This is a genomic window from Pseudonocardia endophytica (genome assembly GCF_004339565.1).
Taxonomy (GTDB): domain Bacteria; phylum Actinomycetota; class Actinomycetes; order Mycobacteriales; family Pseudonocardiaceae; genus Pseudonocardia; species Pseudonocardia endophytica.
Map to the genome: position 1 here is coordinate 718,191 of NZ_SMFZ01000001.1, position 16,471 is coordinate 734,661.

Annotated in this window: 18 protein-coding genes; 2 read left to right on the top strand and 16 right to left on the bottom strand. The window is 72.4% G+C overall.

Translation table 11 applies throughout. From position 1 onward, the window contains the following. Positions 1–30 precede the first annotated feature (30 nt). Positions 31–486 (bottom strand): hypothetical protein, encoded by a 456-nt coding sequence (locus EV378_RS02885; protein ID WP_132421195.1) that lies wholly within the window; start codon positions 484–486, stop codon positions 31–33. Between the two features lie 82 nt (positions 487–568). On the opposite strand from EV378_RS02885, the gene EV378_RS02890 reads away from it, so the two are divergent. Continuing rightward, the gene (locus EV378_RS02890) at positions 569–1,642 is read left to right on the top strand and encodes a tartrate dehydrogenase (protein ID WP_132421196.1); all 1,074 of its coding nucleotides are present in this window, start codon (positions 569–571) and stop codon (positions 1,640–1,642) included. Positions 1,643–1,921: 279 nt separating this feature from the next. Here EV378_RS02890 and EV378_RS02895 read toward each other — a convergent pair whose 3' ends face one another. Continuing rightward, positions 1,922–2,293 (bottom strand): hypothetical protein, encoded by a 372-nt coding sequence (locus EV378_RS02895; protein WP_132421197.1) that lies wholly within the window; start codon positions 2,291–2,293, stop codon positions 1,922–1,924. Next, a complete protein-coding gene (locus EV378_RS35770; protein WP_207908557.1) occupies positions 2,290–3,714 on the bottom strand; it encodes a hypothetical protein in 1,425 nt (474 codons plus the stop codon). The genes EV378_RS02895 and EV378_RS35770 overlap by 4 nt, the downstream gene beginning before the upstream one ends. A 133-nt stretch (positions 3,715–3,847) precedes the next feature. On the opposite strand from EV378_RS35770, the gene EV378_RS02905 reads away from it, so the two are divergent. Then, positions 3,848–5,197, top strand: coding sequence for an MFS transporter (locus EV378_RS02905; protein WP_243653235.1), 1,350 nt, complete (start codon positions 3,848–3,850; stop codon positions 5,195–5,197). A 9-nt stretch (positions 5,198–5,206) separates the two neighbouring features. Here EV378_RS02905 and EV378_RS02910 read toward each other — a convergent pair whose 3' ends face one another. From EV378_RS02910 to EV378_RS02970, 13 genes are all read right to left on the bottom strand, one after another. Continuing rightward, entirely contained in the window at positions 5,207–5,752 is a 546-nt protein-coding gene (locus EV378_RS02910; protein WP_132421198.1) for a YbhB/YbcL family Raf kinase inhibitor-like protein, read from the bottom strand. Continuing rightward, positions 5,749–7,323 carry a GMC family oxidoreductase gene (locus EV378_RS02915; RefSeq protein WP_132421199.1) on the bottom strand — a complete coding sequence of 525 codons (1,575 nt, stop codon included), beginning with the start codon at positions 7,321–7,323 and terminating at the stop codon, positions 5,749–5,751. The genes EV378_RS02910 and EV378_RS02915 overlap by 4 nt, the downstream gene beginning before the upstream one ends. Further along, the gene (locus EV378_RS02920) at positions 7,320–7,757 is read right to left on the bottom strand and encodes a hypothetical protein (RefSeq protein ID WP_243653236.1); all 438 of its coding nucleotides are present in this window, start codon (positions 7,755–7,757) and stop codon (positions 7,320–7,322) included. The genes EV378_RS02915 and EV378_RS02920 overlap by 4 nt, the downstream gene beginning before the upstream one ends. 68 nt (positions 7,758–7,825) lie before the next feature. Next, positions 7,826–9,298, bottom strand: coding sequence for an AAA-type ATPase lid domain-containing protein (locus tag EV378_RS02925; protein ID WP_132421200.1), 1,473 nt, complete (start codon positions 9,296–9,298; stop codon positions 7,826–7,828). A 105-nt stretch (positions 9,299–9,403) separates the two neighbouring features. Continuing rightward, the gene (locus tag EV378_RS02930) at positions 9,404–10,459 is read right to left on the bottom strand and encodes an alpha/beta fold hydrolase (protein ID WP_132421201.1); all 1,056 of its coding nucleotides are present in this window, start codon (positions 10,457–10,459) and stop codon (positions 9,404–9,406) included. Then, positions 10,456–11,703, bottom strand: a complete 1,248-nt coding sequence (gene fmdA, locus EV378_RS02935; protein WP_132421202.1) for a formamidase — start codon at positions 11,701–11,703, stop codon at positions 10,456–10,458. Before fmdA ends, EV378_RS02930 begins: the two co-directional genes overlap by 4 nt. A gap of 43 nt (positions 11,704–11,746) precedes the next feature. Beyond that, complete coding sequence (locus EV378_RS02940) at positions 11,747–12,031, bottom strand: FmdB family zinc ribbon protein (protein WP_132421203.1); 285 nt, start codon at positions 12,029–12,031, stop codon at positions 11,747–11,749. A 152-nt stretch (positions 12,032–12,183) separates the two neighbouring features. Beyond that, on the bottom strand, positions 12,184–13,005 hold the full coding sequence (locus EV378_RS02945) for a hypothetical protein (protein WP_132421204.1): 822 nt from the start codon (positions 13,003–13,005) through the stop codon (positions 12,184–12,186). Further along, positions 13,002–13,349: a hypothetical protein gene (locus tag EV378_RS02950; RefSeq protein ID WP_132421205.1), complete on the bottom strand. Its 348-nt coding sequence runs from the start codon at positions 13,347–13,349 to the stop codon at positions 13,002–13,004. Before EV378_RS02950 ends, EV378_RS02945 begins: the two co-directional genes overlap by 4 nt. After that, on the bottom strand, positions 13,346–13,924 hold the full coding sequence (locus EV378_RS02955; RefSeq protein WP_132421206.1) for a hypothetical protein: 579 nt from the start codon (positions 13,922–13,924) through the stop codon (positions 13,346–13,348). Before EV378_RS02955 ends, EV378_RS02950 begins: the two co-directional genes overlap by 4 nt. Before the next feature lie 5 nt (positions 13,925–13,929). Beyond that, positions 13,930–14,229, bottom strand: coding sequence for a hypothetical protein (locus EV378_RS02960; protein ID WP_132421207.1), 300 nt, complete (start codon positions 14,227–14,229; stop codon positions 13,930–13,932). A gap of 3 nt (positions 14,230–14,232) precedes the next feature. Then, positions 14,233–14,706, bottom strand: coding sequence for a hypothetical protein (locus tag EV378_RS02965; RefSeq protein ID WP_132421208.1), 474 nt, complete (start codon positions 14,704–14,706; stop codon positions 14,233–14,235). Positions 14,707–14,783: 77 nt separating this feature from the next. Beyond that, the gene (locus EV378_RS02970) at positions 14,784–16,439 is read right to left on the bottom strand and encodes an FtsZ/tubulin family protein (RefSeq protein WP_132421209.1); all 1,656 of its coding nucleotides are present in this window, start codon (positions 16,437–16,439) and stop codon (positions 14,784–14,786) included. Positions 16,440–16,471: the final 32 nt, after the last annotated feature.

Sequence of the window (16,471 nt, forward strand, 5' to 3'; positions counted from 1 at the left end):
CGCGGATCGTCACACGTGGGGCTCCGCCGGTCACGCGGGTTGGAACTGCAGGATCGCGGCGCCGTCCCGGACGTCGAGCACGCGGTAGGCGAGGCCGTTGATCTGCCCGGAGCCACCGGACCCGGTGGTGGTGCTCCCGCTGCCGCCGTTCGGGTTCCGCGTCGCCATGCTGATCCGGTCGCCGTCGATCGCGACGATCCGGAACGAGCTGACGCGCAACGACTCGTCGAACGCGATCGTGGTGCCGGGGCGGGCCTCCACCGTGCAGCTGCCGTCGCGGCAGGCGGCGTAGTCGGTGCCGTCGGCGGCCGTCGGCGGGGCGCCTCCGGTCGTGACCGGGGCGCCCGCCGGTTGCGGCGCCACTGCCGTCGACGGCGACGACGGCGCCGCGGCGGGCGCCGAGCCGCATCCGGCCAGCACGAGGCATGCGGCGAGCGGGACGGTCAGCGCGGCGAGGGGACGGAACGCGACGATGCGAGCGGTCACGATCTCACTCTCGTCCCAGGGGCACCGAATGTCACAGTCCCCCGGCGCGACGTTCCGCCGACGTGGAGTGTCCACTGGGGGCATGACGACCGCGCACCGTATCGCCCTGATCCCCGGCGACGGGATCGGCACCGAGGTGATCCCACCCGCCACCGCCGTCCTCGACGCCGTCGGGCGCAGGCACGGCGTCTCGTTCGGCTACGACGAGTTCGACTGGTCCTGTCAGCGCTACGCCGCCGAGGGCGCGATGATGCCGGACGACGGCCTGGACCGGATCCGCGACCACGACGCGATCCTGCTCGGCGCCGTCGGCTGGGCCGGCGTGCCGGACCACGTCTCGCTGTGGGGACTGCTGATCCCGATCCGCCGCGCGTTCCGGCAGTACGTGAACCTCCGCCCGATCACGGTCTTCGACGGCGTCCGTTCACCCCTGTCCGGCGCCCGGCCCGGCGACACCGACGGCGGCGTGGACCTCGTCGTCGTCCGGGAGAACACCGAGGGCGAGTACTCCGAGGTGGGCGGCCGGTTCGGTCGCGGCACGGACGGCGAGCTCGCCGTGCAGGAGGCGGTGTTCACGCGCACCGGCGTCGCGCGGATCGCGGACTACGCGTTCGACCTGGCCACCCGCCGGCGCAACCACGTCACCTCGGCCACGAAGTCGAACGGGATCGTGCACACGATGCCGTTCTGGGATTCCATCGTGGACGAGCGGGCGTCGGCGTTCCCGGGCGTGACCTGGCGTTCCGAGCACATCGACGCGCTCGCCGCGAAGGTGGTCCTGGACCCGTCGTCGTTCGACGTGATCGTGGCCTCGAACCTGTTCGGGGACATCCTGTCCGATCTCGCCGCCGCCGTCGCCGGGTCGATCGGGATCGCGCCGTCCGGCAACCTCAACCCGGAGCGCGAGTTCCCGTCGATGTTCGAGCCGGTGCACGGTTCGGCACCGGACATCGCCGGCCGGGGCGTGGCGAACCCGCTGGGCGCCATCTGGTCGGCGTCGCTGATGCTCGACCACCTCGGCCACCCGGAAGCGGGCGCCGAGGTACTGACCGCGATCCGCGAGACGCTCCGCACCGGCGAGACGCTCACCCGCGACCTCGGCGGCACCGCGACCACCGACGACCTCACCCGCGCCGTACTGGACCGCCTGGCGTAGACCGCCATACGCACGCTGATCCGGCATACGCACGCCGATCCGGCGCACACACGCGTCCGGGCGAACGCCTTCTCCGGATCACCACGCATCGGCCGGATCACCGCGCGCGGAGCGGAGCCGGATCGCGGCGCGAGCCGGCCACGGCGCGCAGCCGATGATCGGCCGTTGTGGAGCTGTCCGGTCGCGCGACGATCGGACAGCTCCTCGGACGGCGATCACCGGTGCGGGCGGAGCGCGCTCAGAGGGTCAGGAGCCGGTCGAAGAACGAGCGGTAGCGGTTCAGCGCCAGGCGCAGGTCCTCGGTGGACGCGTCCTGGTCGTCGAGATCGCGCTCGAGGCGTTCGCGCTGACGGCGGAACAGGGCCTCGATGTCGTCGAGTACCTCCCCCCGACCAGACCGTTCGCGTCCTTCACGGCACGGCGCGGCTCGTCGACGAAGTCGCCCTTGAGCGCCTGCCACCGGTCCTGGTAGCCACGGGCCCGTTCCGGCTCGATCAGCGTGGCGCCCGTGTCGGTTCCGGTCCGGCCGTCGCCGTCGTCCCCGGCCATCCGTTGCTGCCGGTCGCCCGCGGGCCGCTCGTCATCGCCGGTCCGCGGGTCTCCCGCGAGGTCCGCCGTGCCGCCGTCCCCGGGCCGGTCCGTCGTGGTCATGTCGTGGTCTCCCGTCGCGGGTCGTCCTCGGTCCGGAACGCGTGCCTGCCGCGCTCCCACGCCTGCCCGTCACCGGCCCCGCCGGATCCACGGGCGTCACGCTCGGGGTCGGTACCGGTGACCTTGTCCCGTACGACGTCGCGAAGACGCCGGCCGCCACCGTCGCGCTCGTCCGCCCGGTCACGGTCGTCCGGGCGCGGGTCCCGGTCGGCCACGCCGTCGTCGTCGGGATCGCGGTCCCGGCCCGTCCCGCCGTCGCGCCGCGGCTCGTCGTCCCGGCCGGTGACCTTGTCCCGCACGACGTCGCGCACGCTGCGCCCGTCCCGGTCGTGGTCACCGTCCCGGTCGTCGAGGCGGTCCCGATCACGGTCCCGGTTGTCCCGGGCCCGATCGTCGACGCGGTCGTCCCGGGCGCGGTCGTCGTCACGGTCCCGGTCCCGATCACGGGCCCGATCGTCGACACGGTCGTCCCGGGCCCGATCGTCGACGCGGTCGCGGTCCCGATCGCGATCCCGGGCGTCCCGGGCGCGGTCGGCGTCACGGTCCCGGTCGCGATCACGGTCCCGATCGTCCCGGGCCCGATCGTCGACACGGTCGTCCCGGGCCCGATCGTCGACGCGGTCGCGGTCGCGGTCGCGGTCCCGGTCGTCCCGGGCCCGATCGTCGATGCGCTCGTCCCGGGCGCGGTCGTCGTCACGGGACGGGCGGTCGTCGCGCACCCCGCGGTCGTCGTCCACACGATCACGGGCGCGGTCGGCGGCCCGCTCCTCGTGCCGGTCGTCCCGCGGGAGCTCGCGACGGTCGTCGCCGGGGAGCACGCCGTTGCGCTCCGCCTGCCCGTCCCGGCGGTCGCCGTCCCGCACCGCTCCCCCACGGTCCTCCGCGGAACCGCCCGACCCGCCGTCGTCGAGCAGCGCATGCACCAGCTCGCGGTAGGACGTCACCGCACCCCGCAGGTCCTCGGTGTCCGCCCGGCCCGACTCGTGCTTCCGGGAGACGTCGCGCGCCTCGCGGTAGCGCTGGGTGATCACCGGGTAGTCGACGGACAGGTCGTCGGCCCTGCGGTCGACGTCCTCGGCCGGGTAACCGCGCGCCGACATCACGTCGACGACGAGCCGGTCCGCCTGCTCGACGGCCCGGCCCGGGTCGTCCACGAACCCGCCCTGGATCGTGTCCCAGCGTTGCCGGTACTCCGCGCGCTCGCGCTCGTCGAGATCCCGGAGCTGGATCTTCTGCCGTTGCTTCTCGCGGCGGCGCAGGTCAGCCTCGGCCGCGTTCGGATCGTCGGACTCCTGCAGGGTCCGCTCGTACTCGGGTCCGAACTCCTCGCGCAGCCGCTCCGAGCGGCGCTTGCGCAACATCACCGACGCGGCCACCGCGAGCACGGCGACCACCACCACGACGACCACGATGACGATCAACAGTGTGACGGTGCTCATACGGGCTGGTACCCCGGTCGAGCGACGGCAAACACCGGGTGTGCACGGAACGATCACCCCTGGTGATCAACATCCGGCTTGACCTGGACCGTGGTTCAGGTCGCATGCTCGCGGGGTGCCCCCGAAGACGACGACGTCCGAGTTGTGGACCCCGAGCCGCCGGGCCACCACGATCGGCATCCTGCTGCTGATCAGCCTGATCGCGTTCGAGGCGATGGGCGTCGGCACCGCGATGCCCGCCGTGATGGCCGACCTGGGCGAGGTCAGGGCCTACGCGTGGCCGTTCGTGGCGTTCCTGGCGTCGGCCGTGTTCGGCACCGCGCTCGGCGGACAGTGGTGCGACGCGCGCGGCCCGCGTATGGCGCTGATCGCCGCTCCCGCCGCGTTCGGGCTCGGGCTGATCGCGGCCGGGACGGCGGACACGCTGGCTCAACTGCTGGTCGGGCGCGTGCTGCAGGGGCTCGGCGCCGGGGTCCAGGGTGTCGCCGTGTACGTGCTGGTCGCCGCCGTGTACCCGGAGCGGTCGCGGCCAGCCGTGTTCGGGCTGATCTCCTCGGCGTGGGTGGTGCCGTCGCTGGCCGGCCCGCCGCTCGCCGGCGTCGTCACCGAGCTGTGGTCGTGGCACTGGGTGTTCCTCGGGCTGGTGCCGCTGGTCGCGCTGGCGCTCCTGCTGGTGCTGCCGGCCGCACGTGCCGCGGGCCGGCCGGAGGGCGCTGCCGGCGAACGGAGCCCGGTCCTCGTGCCGGCCGCCGCCGGAGCGGCCGCCGGCGTCGCGGGGCTGAGCTGGGCGTTGGAGCACGTCGACGTCACCGGGCTCGTCGTCGGGCTGGTCGCCCTCGCCGTTCTGGCGCCCTCGCTGGCGCGGCTGCTGCCGTCGGGCGTGCTGCGGCTTCGACGCGGGGTCGCGGCCGTCGTCGGCGCCCGCGGTCTGGTGGCCGCGGCGTTCTTCACCGTGACCGCGTTCCTGCCGCTGCTCCTGACCAGCGTGCACGGCTGGTCGCTCGCGGCGGCGGGCATCCCGCTGATCGTCGGCTCGCTGGGCTGGTCGGCGGCCGCGGCCTGGCAGGGCAGGCGCCCGGACGCGAGCCGTCCCCGGCTGCTGCGCGCCGGGTTCGCCATGATCGCCGCCGCGGAGCTGGCGTTGCTCCCGGTCGCCGCCGGGTGGCTGCCCGGCTGGCTCGCGGTGCCGCTGTGGGCGGTGGCGGGCACCGGGATGGGGCTGGCGTTCTCCTCGATCGCCTACCTGACGCTCGCCCACTCGTCGGCGGGCGACGTCGGGTCGCACTCGTCGTCGGCACAGCTGCTCGACCAGCTCGCGAACGCGGCGTTCACCGGTGTCGGTGGTGCGCTGCTGGTCCTGTTCGCGGCGGCGACCGTCGCGTTGCCGGTGCTGCTCGTGGTCCTCGCCGTCCTGGCGCTCGCCGGGGCCGTCACCGCGGGACGTACCGCGGTGACGGCCGGCTGAGCGGATCTCTCAGCGCTCGTACTCGGCGACGATCGTGGCCCGCGCGAGCGTGTGGCTGAACAGCAGGAACCCGAGGTACGACGCGCCCGCGTCGCGCGGGATGCCGATCCGCGGCACGTCCACCGCGTGCACCACGAAGTAGTAGTGGTGCACGCCGTGGCCCTCCGGCGGAGCCGCGCCGAGGTACCGGTGCAGCCCGGCGTCGTTGCGCAGGGCCAGCGCGCCCTCCGGCAGGAGCCAGCCGTCGTCGGAGCCCGCCCCGGCGGCGAGCCCGGTGACCGAGGCCGGGATGTCGGCCACGGCCCAGTGCCAGAACCCGGCGGCCGTCGGCGCGTTCGGGTCGTAGCACGTGACCGCGAAGCTCCGGGTCGCCGTCGGGTGCCCGGTCCAGCTCAGCTCCGGTGAGCGGTCCTCCCCTCCCGCGCCCATGATGCCGCTGACCTGCGGCGACGCCAGCGGCGTGCCGTCGGCGACGTCGGTGCTGGTGAGGGTGAACGTCGGGACCTCGGGCAGGAAGCCGTACGGGTCGGGCGGTGCGATGGTCGGTGCGCTCATGCCACGAGCTCCTTGTTCAGCTCGGTCGCGATGAACTCGGCCTGGCGGATGGCCAGCGCGACGATCGTCAGGGTCGGGTTCGCCGCCGCTCCGGTGGTGAACACGCTGCCGTCGGAGACGAACAGGTTCGGCACGTCGTGCGTGCGCCCGAACCGGTCCACGACGCCGTCGCGGGGCCGCTGGCTCATCCGGCACGTCCCGAGGTTGTGCGTCGACGGGTACGGCGGCGTCTCGATCGTGCGCACGGCGCCGACCGCGTTGTAGACCGCGGCACCCTGCGTCTGGCCGTGCCTGCGCATGGCGACGTCGTTCGGATGGTCGTCGAAGTGCACGTTCGCGACCGGCAGCTGGTGCGCGTCGACCGTGTCGCCCGACAGCGTGACCCGGTTGTCGGCCTGCGGCATGTCCTCGCCGACGATCCACATGCCCGCCGTGTTCCGGTAGCCGTCCAGCAGCTCGGTGAGCTGCGAGCCCCACTTGCCGGGCGCGACGAACTTGGCCAGGAACGCCGGGCCGAGCGAGATCGTCTCCATGTAGTAGCCGCCGGTGAACCCGCGTCCGGTGTCCAGGCGGGACTCGTCGGCGATCACGCCGGCCATCGTCTCCCCGCGGTACATGCGGACCGGCTTGTCGAACTGGCCCCACACCGTTCCGGTCGTGTGCCGCATGTAGTTGCGACCGACCTGCCCCGACGAGTTCGCGAGGCCGTCCGGGTGCTGCGGGGACTCGGAGAGCAGCAGCAGCCGGGCCGACTCGATCGAGTTGCCGGCCACGCAGACGACGGCCGCGCGCTGGCGGCGCAGCGCACCGTTGCGGTCGACGTAGAGCACGCCGGTGGCGCGGCCGGTGACCTCGTCGTGCAGGATCTGGACGGCGTGCGAGTCGGCGCGCAGGTCCAGGTTGCCGGTCGCCTCGGCCTTCGGCAGCTCCGCGACGAGCGTGGACCACTTCGAGCCCTGCTTGTCGCCCTGGAAGTTGAAGCCGTCCTGCGCGGTGGCCGGGCGGCCGTCGTACGGCGTGGCGTTCGTGGCGTAAGGGCCGGTCGAGACGTACTTGTAGCCGAGCTTCGTCGCGCCGTTCGCGAACACCTTGTAGTTGTTGTTCGCGGGCAGCGGGGGCCTGCCGTGCCGGTGCGTGACCCCCATCTTGATCTCGGCCTTGTCGTAGTACGGCTCCAGCTCACCGAGCGCGATCGGCCAGTCGAGCAGGCTGGCGCCCTCGACGTCACCGTAGACGCTGCGCGCGGCGAGCTCGTGCGGCTTGAACCGCGGGCACGCGCCTGCCCAGTGCGTTGTGGTGCCGCCGACGGCCTTGACCAGCCAGGCAGGCAGGTTCGGGAAGTCCGTGGCGACCTGCCACGAGCCGGACGTGGTCCGCGGGTCGCCCCATGCCATCTGCGCGAACGCCGGCCACTCGTCCTGGTGGTAGTCCGGGCCGGTCAGGTGCGGCCCGGCCTCCAGCACGACGGTCTTGAACCCGCGCTGGCACAGCTCGTTGGCGACCGTCCCGCCACCGGCACCGGATCCGACGACCACGACGACGTCGGAATCGTCATAGGAGAATCGCGTCATCGCTGGATCTGCCCTTCGTACTCGATCTGCGGGTCCGGGAGCCAGTCGAGGTCGTCGAATCCGCGGTCGACGTATCCGCCCTTGTCGAACGACGGGCCCTCGTACCCGAGCAGGTCCCACACCTCGGGGTCCGAGTAGATCGTCACGATCGCGCTGTCCACGATGGACGTGACGAACGGGCTGCCGTCGGCGCCGCGCAGCACGGCGGCTGCGGTCGCCACGTCCAGCTCGGCGAACGGCACGTCACGCTGGGTGTCGAGCTCGGCGATGCCCTGCACGAGCTGGGCCAGCATCCGGGGGTTCGTGGCCGCCTGTTCGACGACGGCGTCGGCGGCCCGCTGGTAGGGCCCCTGGGGGAACGTGCGGTGCGGGAACGCCGCGTAGATCACCTTCGTCAACGTCTGATGGTCCTGTCTGGACAGCAGATACGTCATTCTCGTGAATTCCTTTCTGCGGGAAATCGGGACACACGTGTCCCGGGACGCGAATGCGGAATTGCTTTCTACTGGTCGTCGTTCGGGAGACGGATCCCGTAGTGCGCGATGCGCCGGTAGATCGTCGCCCGGCTCATGCCCAGCTCCTCGGCGGCGTGCGCCGGCGTCGCGCCCGGGTCGGACAGGCAGCGCACGATGGCGTCGCGCTCGAGCGCCTCGATCCGGGTCAGCTTGCGCCCGGGCCCGCTGAAGATCTCCGGCGACAGGTCCCGCACGGTCACGAACGTGCTGCGTGCGGCCGCCGCGCGCACGACCTCGCGCAGCTGCTCGACGTTGCCCGGCCAGTGGTAGCCCTGCAGGGCGTGCTCCGCGGCCGGGTGGAACCGGACCTCGCGCCCGCGCTGCCTGCGGGCGAGGTGGCGGGCCAGCGGGACGACGTCGTCCAGGCGGTGGCGCAGGGCCGGGATCTCGACGACGGTGTCCACCCGCTCGGCCAGACCGGCCGGGATCGCGGAGGCGTCGGACGCGGTGAGGGCCAGCGGCGGCGGGGCGTCCGCGTCGGCGTCCAGCCGGGCGGCGAGCTCGGCGGCCGCCCACACCGGCAACCGGTCGACGTCGCCGAGCACGACCGCCGTGTGCGGTTTGCCCAGCTCAGGGGCCCACGACGAGAGCCAGGCATCGACGTCGGCGGGTTCCGGCGGCCGGGTGACCAGCACCCGCCAGCCCGGACGGCTCTGGGCCAGCGCCGCGCCGAGCAGCGTCGCCCGGCCGGTTCCCGGCTCGCCGACCACGGCGGTGCCGCGCCCGTCGACCGAGGCGGCGACGGCGTCGTCGAACGCGGTGCGCCAGTCCGCCGACAGGTCCTTCTCCACGGCGTCGCCGGTCTCCGGGACGCGGAACCGGGTGACGTGACCGCGCCGGCTCGGCCGCGGCGCGCGTCCGTGGTGGGCGCGGGCGAGCATCAGCGCCTCGGTGTTGCGGGCGGCGGTCTCGGCGAGCGCCAGCAGCAGGCCGTAGGACTGCTGCGACCACGTCGTGAGGTTGACCGCGCCGATCACCTCGCCGGTGTCCGGGTCCTCGACGGGCGCCGCGGCGCACGTGTAGCCCCAGAGCCCGGTGCAGTAGTGCTCCTCGCCACGCACGAGCGACGCCGTGCGGTCGGCGAGCGCGAGCCCGAGACCCGTCGTCCCGGCCTGCGACTCGGAGTAGTCGAAACCCGGGGCGAGAAACACGTCGTCCAACGCGGCCAACAGGATGCGCTCGCCGCACACCCGGCTGAGCACGAGCCCGTCGGAGTCGGTGAGCATGAGGCTGACCGGCTCGTCGGCGAGCGTGCGCTGCAGGCCGGTCAGCACATGGCGTCCGGACTCGTAGAACAGCGACTCGTCGTCGACCGATCCGACGAACGTCGGCGTGACCGCGTCCAGGGAGACGCGGAAGTCCTCGCTGCGCCGCCACGACGCCACCAGGCGCCGCGAACCGGCGACCTGGTGGCGTGACAGGGCCAGGCGTTCCCGCTGCGACGGCTGCACATCGGTCATCGGGCCACCTCCCACGCTGCTCTGCGCTGTCACGACGCCGACTGTGACACCCAGATGTAGCTTAGGTCACCCTATCTTCGTCTCAACCTGAGACTCAAGATCAACTCAGATCCCCGACGGCTGAGCCAGCAGCTCCCCCACGGCGCGGTCGATGAACGTCGTGTCGGCGTTGTCGGCCGGACGCCCCGGCGCACCGCCGCCCGCGAAGTGCCCCCACACGCCCGGGATCACCCGGTGCTCGGCGTTCGGCATGTGCGACACCGCCCACGCCTCGTCCTCCGGCGGGAAGTACAGGTCCTTCTCGGCCGGCATGACGATCGCCCGCGCCCGGATCGACGCGAGCGCCTGCTCCGTCGAGGAGAACCCCGGCGTCGCGCCGACGTCGCCGTTCCACCACGTGTCGAGCATCGTGAGCAGGTTGTTCGGGTCCCGACCGTCGAGGAAGAAGCCCTCCCAGAAGTCGACGACGAAGTCCTCCAGCGACGTGTGCCCGAGCTCGCGCCAGCACTCGGACCGGTAGAACGCCTGCGAGAAGCCCCAGCCGGCGTAGATCCGGGCGAACGCCCGCAGGCCCTGGACGGGCGGCGTCGTGTAGTGGCCGCCGTCGAAGCCGACGGACGCGGTCAGGGCGGCGCGCAGCGAGTCCAGGAACACCTGGTTGTGCGGGGCGGTACGCGGCGACCCGCAGAACGGCAGGATCCGCTGGACCATCTCCGGGTGCGAGACGGCCCACTGGTAGGACTGCCCGGCGCCCATCGACCATCCGAGCACGAGCGGCAGCGTCGTGATGCCGAACCTCTCGGTGACGAGCCGGTACTGCGCCTCGACGTTGTCCCGCACCCGGATCGCCGGGAACCGCGGCCCGTCGTGCGGTGCCGGCGTGTTCGACGGCGACGACGACAGCCCGTTGCCGAGCATGTTCGGCACGATGACGAACCAGCGCGACGGGTCGAGCGCCATCCCGTCGCCGATCAGCCACTCGTTGTCCCAGTGCCGCCCGGAGTACCAGGTCGGGTAGACGATCGCGTTGCTCTTGTCCGCGTTCAGCTCCCCGTAGGTGCGGTACGCGATCCGCGCCGGGCGCAGCGTGCGGCCGCAGTCCAGCGTGAAGTCCGGGATCTCGAAGACCTCGTAGGGGACGTCGCGACCGAACTCGGTCACGAGCTCACCGCGCAGCTGCCGCGGTCCTTCCGGACCGGGCCCGACGCGGACGGCCGGATGTCGTCGTCGAAGATCGCGGTGGGCAGGTACAGCGAGCAGCAGGCGTTCGGGATGTCGACGACGCCGGACACCCGGCCCTCGATCGGCGCCGAGCCGAGCAGCAGGTAGGCCTGCGGGCCGGAGTACCCGAACTTCTCCAGGTAGGTGACGGCGTTCAGGCAGGCGTTGCGGTAGGCGACGGTGGCGTCGTTGTAGAGCTGGGTGTCGGTGGTGTGGTCGACGCCGATGCCGATGAACGTGACGAACTCCGAGTAGCGCGGCTCGACGTTGCCGGGCATCAGGATCGGGTTCGTGGTGACCCCGTAGGTCTCCATGCCACCCTTGATCAGGTCGACGTGGAAGTCGATGAACCCGCCCATCTCGATCGCACCGCAGAACGTGATCTCGCCGTCGCCCTGGGAGAAGTGCAGGTCGCCGCCGGAGAACAGCGCACCGGGCACGTGCACCGGGTAGAACACGCGCGAGCCGCGGGTGAAGTTCTTGATGTCGTGGTTGCCGCCGTTCTCGCGGGCGGGCACGGTGCGCGCGCCGTCGCGGGCGATGCCGGCCAGCGCCTCGCCGGACGCCGTGCCGCCGAGCACCTCGTCCTCGAGCGGCGGAAGGGCCAGCGCGGGCACCCGGTCCGGGTCGGTCGCGATCAGGGCGCGCTCGCGGGAGTTCCAGCGCGACAACAGCTCCGGCGACGGAGCGGTGCCGAACAGGCCGGGGTGCGTGATGCCGGTGTAGGAGACGCCGGGGATGTGCCGCGAGGTGCACGCCTGGCCCGAGAAGTCCCAGATCGCCTTGTACGCGTCCGGGAACGTGTCGGTGAGGAAGCCGCCGCCGTTCTGCTTGGAGAAGATCCCGGTGTAGCCCCAGCCCTGGCCCGGCGCGGGGCCGGTCTCCTGCGGGACCGGGCCGAGATCGAGGATGTCGACGACGAGCAGGTCGCCCGGTTCGGCGCCCTCGATCGCGATCGGGCCGGAGAGCATGTGCGCTCCGCGCAGGTCGACGTCGCGGACGTCGTTCGCGGAGTCGTTGTTGCCGATCTGCCCGTCGGTCCACTCGCGACACTCGACCCGGATCGAGGTGTCCGGGCGGACGGTGACCGCGGGCGGGATGTCCGGGTGCCAGCGGTTGTGGCCGGGCACGGCCTGGTCGCGCATGGACTTCGCCTGGTCGACGGTGAACACGACGTCGGGCACGGGACGCTCCTTCACGGATACGGGTGGACGGGGACGGGACGGATCAGGGCCGGGGCAGGCGGGCGTGGCGCGGGTCCCGGGTCACCGGGGTCGCGCGGCGGTTCGTGCCCGGGACGGACGCGACGACCTCGGGTGCGTCCGCGCTGCGCGCGGAGGCGTCCAGCGCGCGCCGCACCCCGGGGTCGAGCCCGCGCAACGACGGCGCACCGAACACCCGGGGCGCCGCCGCGCCACAGTCCGGGCACGCCGCCGCCGAGCCGGCGGCGGACATCGGACGCACCTGGTCGAACTCGCCGCACACCGGGCAGCGATGGGTGTAGGTCGGCACGGCGCCTCCGTCGGCGTACGAAATACTGTCATATGGAACTATGTCGATGGACAGTAGCCGGGTCAAGAAGCAGAGTCGGCATGCGGCGACGTGGGCGGTGGTGGAGCTACGGTCCCTGCTCGCCGGGGCGCCGGCGGACGGGTGGGGGCCGCTCACCGCGTCGAGGGCGACGACGTCCCGGTGAGCCCGAGGTAGCGGCCGGCCGCGTGATGGAAGCGTTCGAGGCGTTCGTCCTTGTCGAGGACCGGGCAGGTGCCGCAGTAGCTCCGCGCAGCGGGATCTCCGGACGCGAGGCAACAGGCCGTGCGCCACGCCACCATCCACGGCCGGCCCTCGTGCTCGACCGCCTCGAGGGAGACCAGGCCGCGCAGCCGGGGATCGGACTCGACGGCATCGAGCGCGACCGGCAGGTGGCGGTCCCGTGGCGGGTGCATCCAGGACAGCGCGAGGAACCCGCCGGCCAGTGCGGACGCGATGTCGCCCAGGACGGTCCGACGGCCGATGCGCACGTGTCGACTGAGCGCGTCGCCCAGTCGTTCCAGATGGTCGACGAGGCCGGTGACGACGTCGTCCAGCTCACCGGGCACGGCCGGGGCGTCCTCGCGGGTCGCGTCGGGGTCGCGCGAGGTTCGCCGTGTGGTCGGGCCCCGGCGGAACGCCAACGCTCCGCGCTCGAGGTCACCGGGGCGTAGCGCGACGTTCGCGGGACTCGGGTCGAGGTCGGCTCCGTCCCGCAGTCGCGCGGCGAGCACCGGCCAGCTGAGAAGGCGGGCGTACTCCAGCAGGAGCAGCGAGCCCGCCGCGGTGTCGGTGCGGGCCCGGCTGCTGCGTCGCGGACCGGCCAGCATGGCCTCGATCCGCGTCGGCTCGCCCGAGGACAGCACGCTCTCCGCGTCGACCCAGCCGGGCTCGTCGGTGACGACGACCGGAGCGAAGCGCTCGGCGATCCGGGCGTCGGCCGACGCGGAGGTCATGCGGGGCTGCCTCGTGGGACGAGGCCGAGGTCGGCGAGCACGACGGCGCACAGGTTGGGTACGCGGGAACAGTCCGTCGTCACCTGGGGCCCGCCCGCGTAGTGGCGGCGCAGCAGCTCGGCGAGCTCGAGACCGGTCACCGCCCCGGCCTCGTGAAGGATCGTCACGGCCGTCGCGAACTCGTCCGGCGTCAGGCACGCCCGCCACAGCAGCTGCCGCACGCAGAGCGCGGTGTCGTCGACGGCGTCGACGGTCATCACCGAGGAGCCGACCAGTGGGGGCAGCACGTCACCGGTGCGGTAGCGAGCGACCACGTCGGTCCATTCCGGGTGTGTCGTGTTCATCGTCCTCCCTGCCGGCACCAGTCCTCGGTGCTGCGGAACCTGTCGAGGCCGGCGACGAGGAACCCGTCGCGTCGACCGCGGGCCATCACGCCGAGGGCCCGGAGCGCGACGGCGATCGGGGCGTCCCTGGCGACGAACTGCTCGGTGGGGCCGAGCAACAGCGGCCCGGTGACCAGCCGCCCCTCGCGCCACACCGCGGAGCTCTGCCGCCCGTCACGGGCCATGTAGTCGGCCTCGACGTAGGCGAGGCGGTCCGGGACGGATGCGGCCTCGACCAGGGCGGCCAGTCCCGGGGTCATCCGGTCGAAGCCGGACTCCGGCCCCGACAACAGCGCCACCCGCCGGACCACGGCGCCGGCCGACCCGCCGGGCAGCGGGTCCGGACCGCTCGGCGCGAACGCGCACATCGCCGCGGCGGTGGCGGCGCGAGCGACGTCGGCGGTGATCGGCAACAGCCCGATGCCGACGGCCTCCAGCGGGACGACGGTCCCCCGACCGAGCGCGCGGGCCAGCGTCTGCAGGACCGCGGGCCGCCCGAGCACCGCCGCGAGCTCGTACCTCAGACCGTGGTCCACCGCCGTCACTCCAGGAACCCGAGGTCTTTGAGCACGTGGGCCGCGGACGTGCCGCGGACGTCGGCGACCATGGCCCGGTACTCCTCGACGAACAGGCCCGCGTGGCGCGTCATCTGGTTGCTCTCGACGAGCTCGACCGCCTTCTCGAGGTGCGGTCGCGCCAGGGTGTCGCTCCACAGGGCGGTCCGGATGTGCACGCCGGCGTCGTCGGCGCCGACGATCTCGAGCGTCTTCCCGCCGGCGACCGTCGGAATGCGGGTGCCGGCGCCGTAGCGGTCCAGCACCACGTCCCAGTCCAGTGGCACCGTCTATCCCTCCTCGTCCGGGGTGGACGTCAGGTTCCCGGCGACGACGTCCCGCATGTAGCCGACGAGCGCGGTGCGCCTGCGCGTCGCCTCGTCCGTCCCGCAGGCGAGCTTGGCGGCCAGGGTGTCGATGTCGTCGCCGTTCAGACACACCGACACGAGCACCGACCGATGGTGGTCGGGGATCGACAGCACGCGGTCCTCGAGTGCCGACCAGTCGGCCGGTGCCGGCGGGTTCCCGGCCTCGGCGTCGGCGATCAGGTTCTCGGCCAGCGAGGCGATCCGGCCGGAGAACGGCAGCCCGAAGTACCGGAAGACGGTGGGCCGAGCGAGCAGGCCCGCGACGACGCGCACGGCCAGCGGACCGGCGTGCGCCGGCTCCGACAGGCGGTGCTGGCAGGTGAACGCGACCGCCCGGTAGGTGCTCCGAAGGCGCTGCACCCACTCGGCGAACTCGGCGTCGGCGGTCCGGTCCACGGCCACCGGTCGGTGGAGCGACGTGTCCGCCGGCGCGGGACGGCCGGCCACATCCGCCGACCGTCCCGGCCGCCCGGTCACGGCGTCTGCACCACCGTCTTCACCATCGGTGCGATGTGCTCGCCCTGCACCACGGTGAGGTCCTTCGACGCCGTCGCGTCGCCCCGGATGGCCTCGTGCGGCACGACCACCCAGCAGGCACAGCCCCAGATGCACTCGCCGGCCATGCCGTCGAAGCGGATCGACTGCTCGGACAGGATCACGCCGAGGTCGAGCAACCAGGAGTGCATCATCAGCTTCTCCTCCCAGTCCTCGATCGCGTCGTAGGCGTCGCGGGCCGCGAAGAACGCCGTGAAGTCGCTCTTGGCCACGCCCGGGATGATGATGTTCGAGTACGCGGTGAGCTCGTCGAAGAACTCGCCGACGGTCGTGTTGACCGTGCCGTCCTCTCCGTCGAGCACGTACTGCCCGAGCACGGCCTCCAGGCGCTTCTGGAGCGTGTCGTTCCACAGCTCCCGCGGCGACACCGTGTGCGCCTCGACGTAGTCGGTCTTGAAACCCTCCCGGAGGCCGGCGAACGTCGGCACGTAGTCGATCCACTTCCCGACGACCTCGCGCCACTTGCTGCGCGGCTCACCGGGAAGCACCTCGACGCCGGGGTGGGTGAACTTGGCGACGTCGAACAGCGTCCACGTGCGGTCGCCGGAGATGTTGCGCTCGTGCGGGGCCCCGGTGAACCCGGCCGGCCGGAGCATCTTGAACAGCAGCCGTCCGTAGTCCTGCACCACGAACCGCGTGAACGAGTCGTCGACGAACTTGCGGGTGACCCCCTTGCGGAGGCCGTCGCGGATCGCCGGCTTCCCGGTCTTGGTGTAGCTCCCGAGGCGCTGCCAGGAGTGCTCCTGCGGCAGCGCGAAGAAACCGCCGGTGAACGGGTTCTTGTAGAGGTCGCCCCAGACCGCCATCACGCCCTGGTTCTTGGCGTCGTCGAGCATGCAGTCGATCTCGTTCATGGTCGGGTAGAGCGCGGCGGCGCCGCCCACGTGCTCCTCGTCCCCGCTGAAGGGCATCGACGCCACGCCGACGACCGGGAGCCGGCGACCGAGCTTGACGTTGGACAGGTGCCGGGCGAGGTCCACCACGATGCCGGAGCCGGTACCTCCGGACAGCGAGAAGAACACCAGCACGATCGACGGGAGCTTCGTCGCGTTGATCGAGGCGACGAAGTCGTCCAGCTCCTTCTCGAGCGACTTGTCCTCGCCGTAGTAGTAGTGCCCGTAGATGGCCTTGGACAACGCCCGCGGGATCGAGTCGCCCGCCTTCGGCATCTCCATGTCGGCGGGCAGCCACGGCTCGTAGTTCGGGTTCCAGTAGTACCTCGGGTACTCCATCTTCAGGTACTCACGCCAGCGGTTGAGGCTGGTCATGAGGTCCTTCTTCTCCGGGACGTCCAGGGACACGGTCCTGATCTGGGCCCGGTCGGTCGGGATGCCACGCTCGGTGAGCCGCTCGTCGAACCCGGCGGCGTACTCCTTGAGCTCGTGCTGGTCCTGGTCGCCGATGTCGATCGACAGGCCGGTGAACCGCGCCCGCGGGTCCTCGAGCATGTCCTCGATCTCCCCCGTGCGCAGCAGCGCCTCGACCATGTAGGCACCGGTCTTCCCGATGCCGATCGCGTGGATGCAGTGCGGGGCCTGGTTTCCGGTGGCGCTGTGGTAGAGCGACATAGCCATGGTGCGTTTCCTCCTGTGTCGGGGTGCGCGGC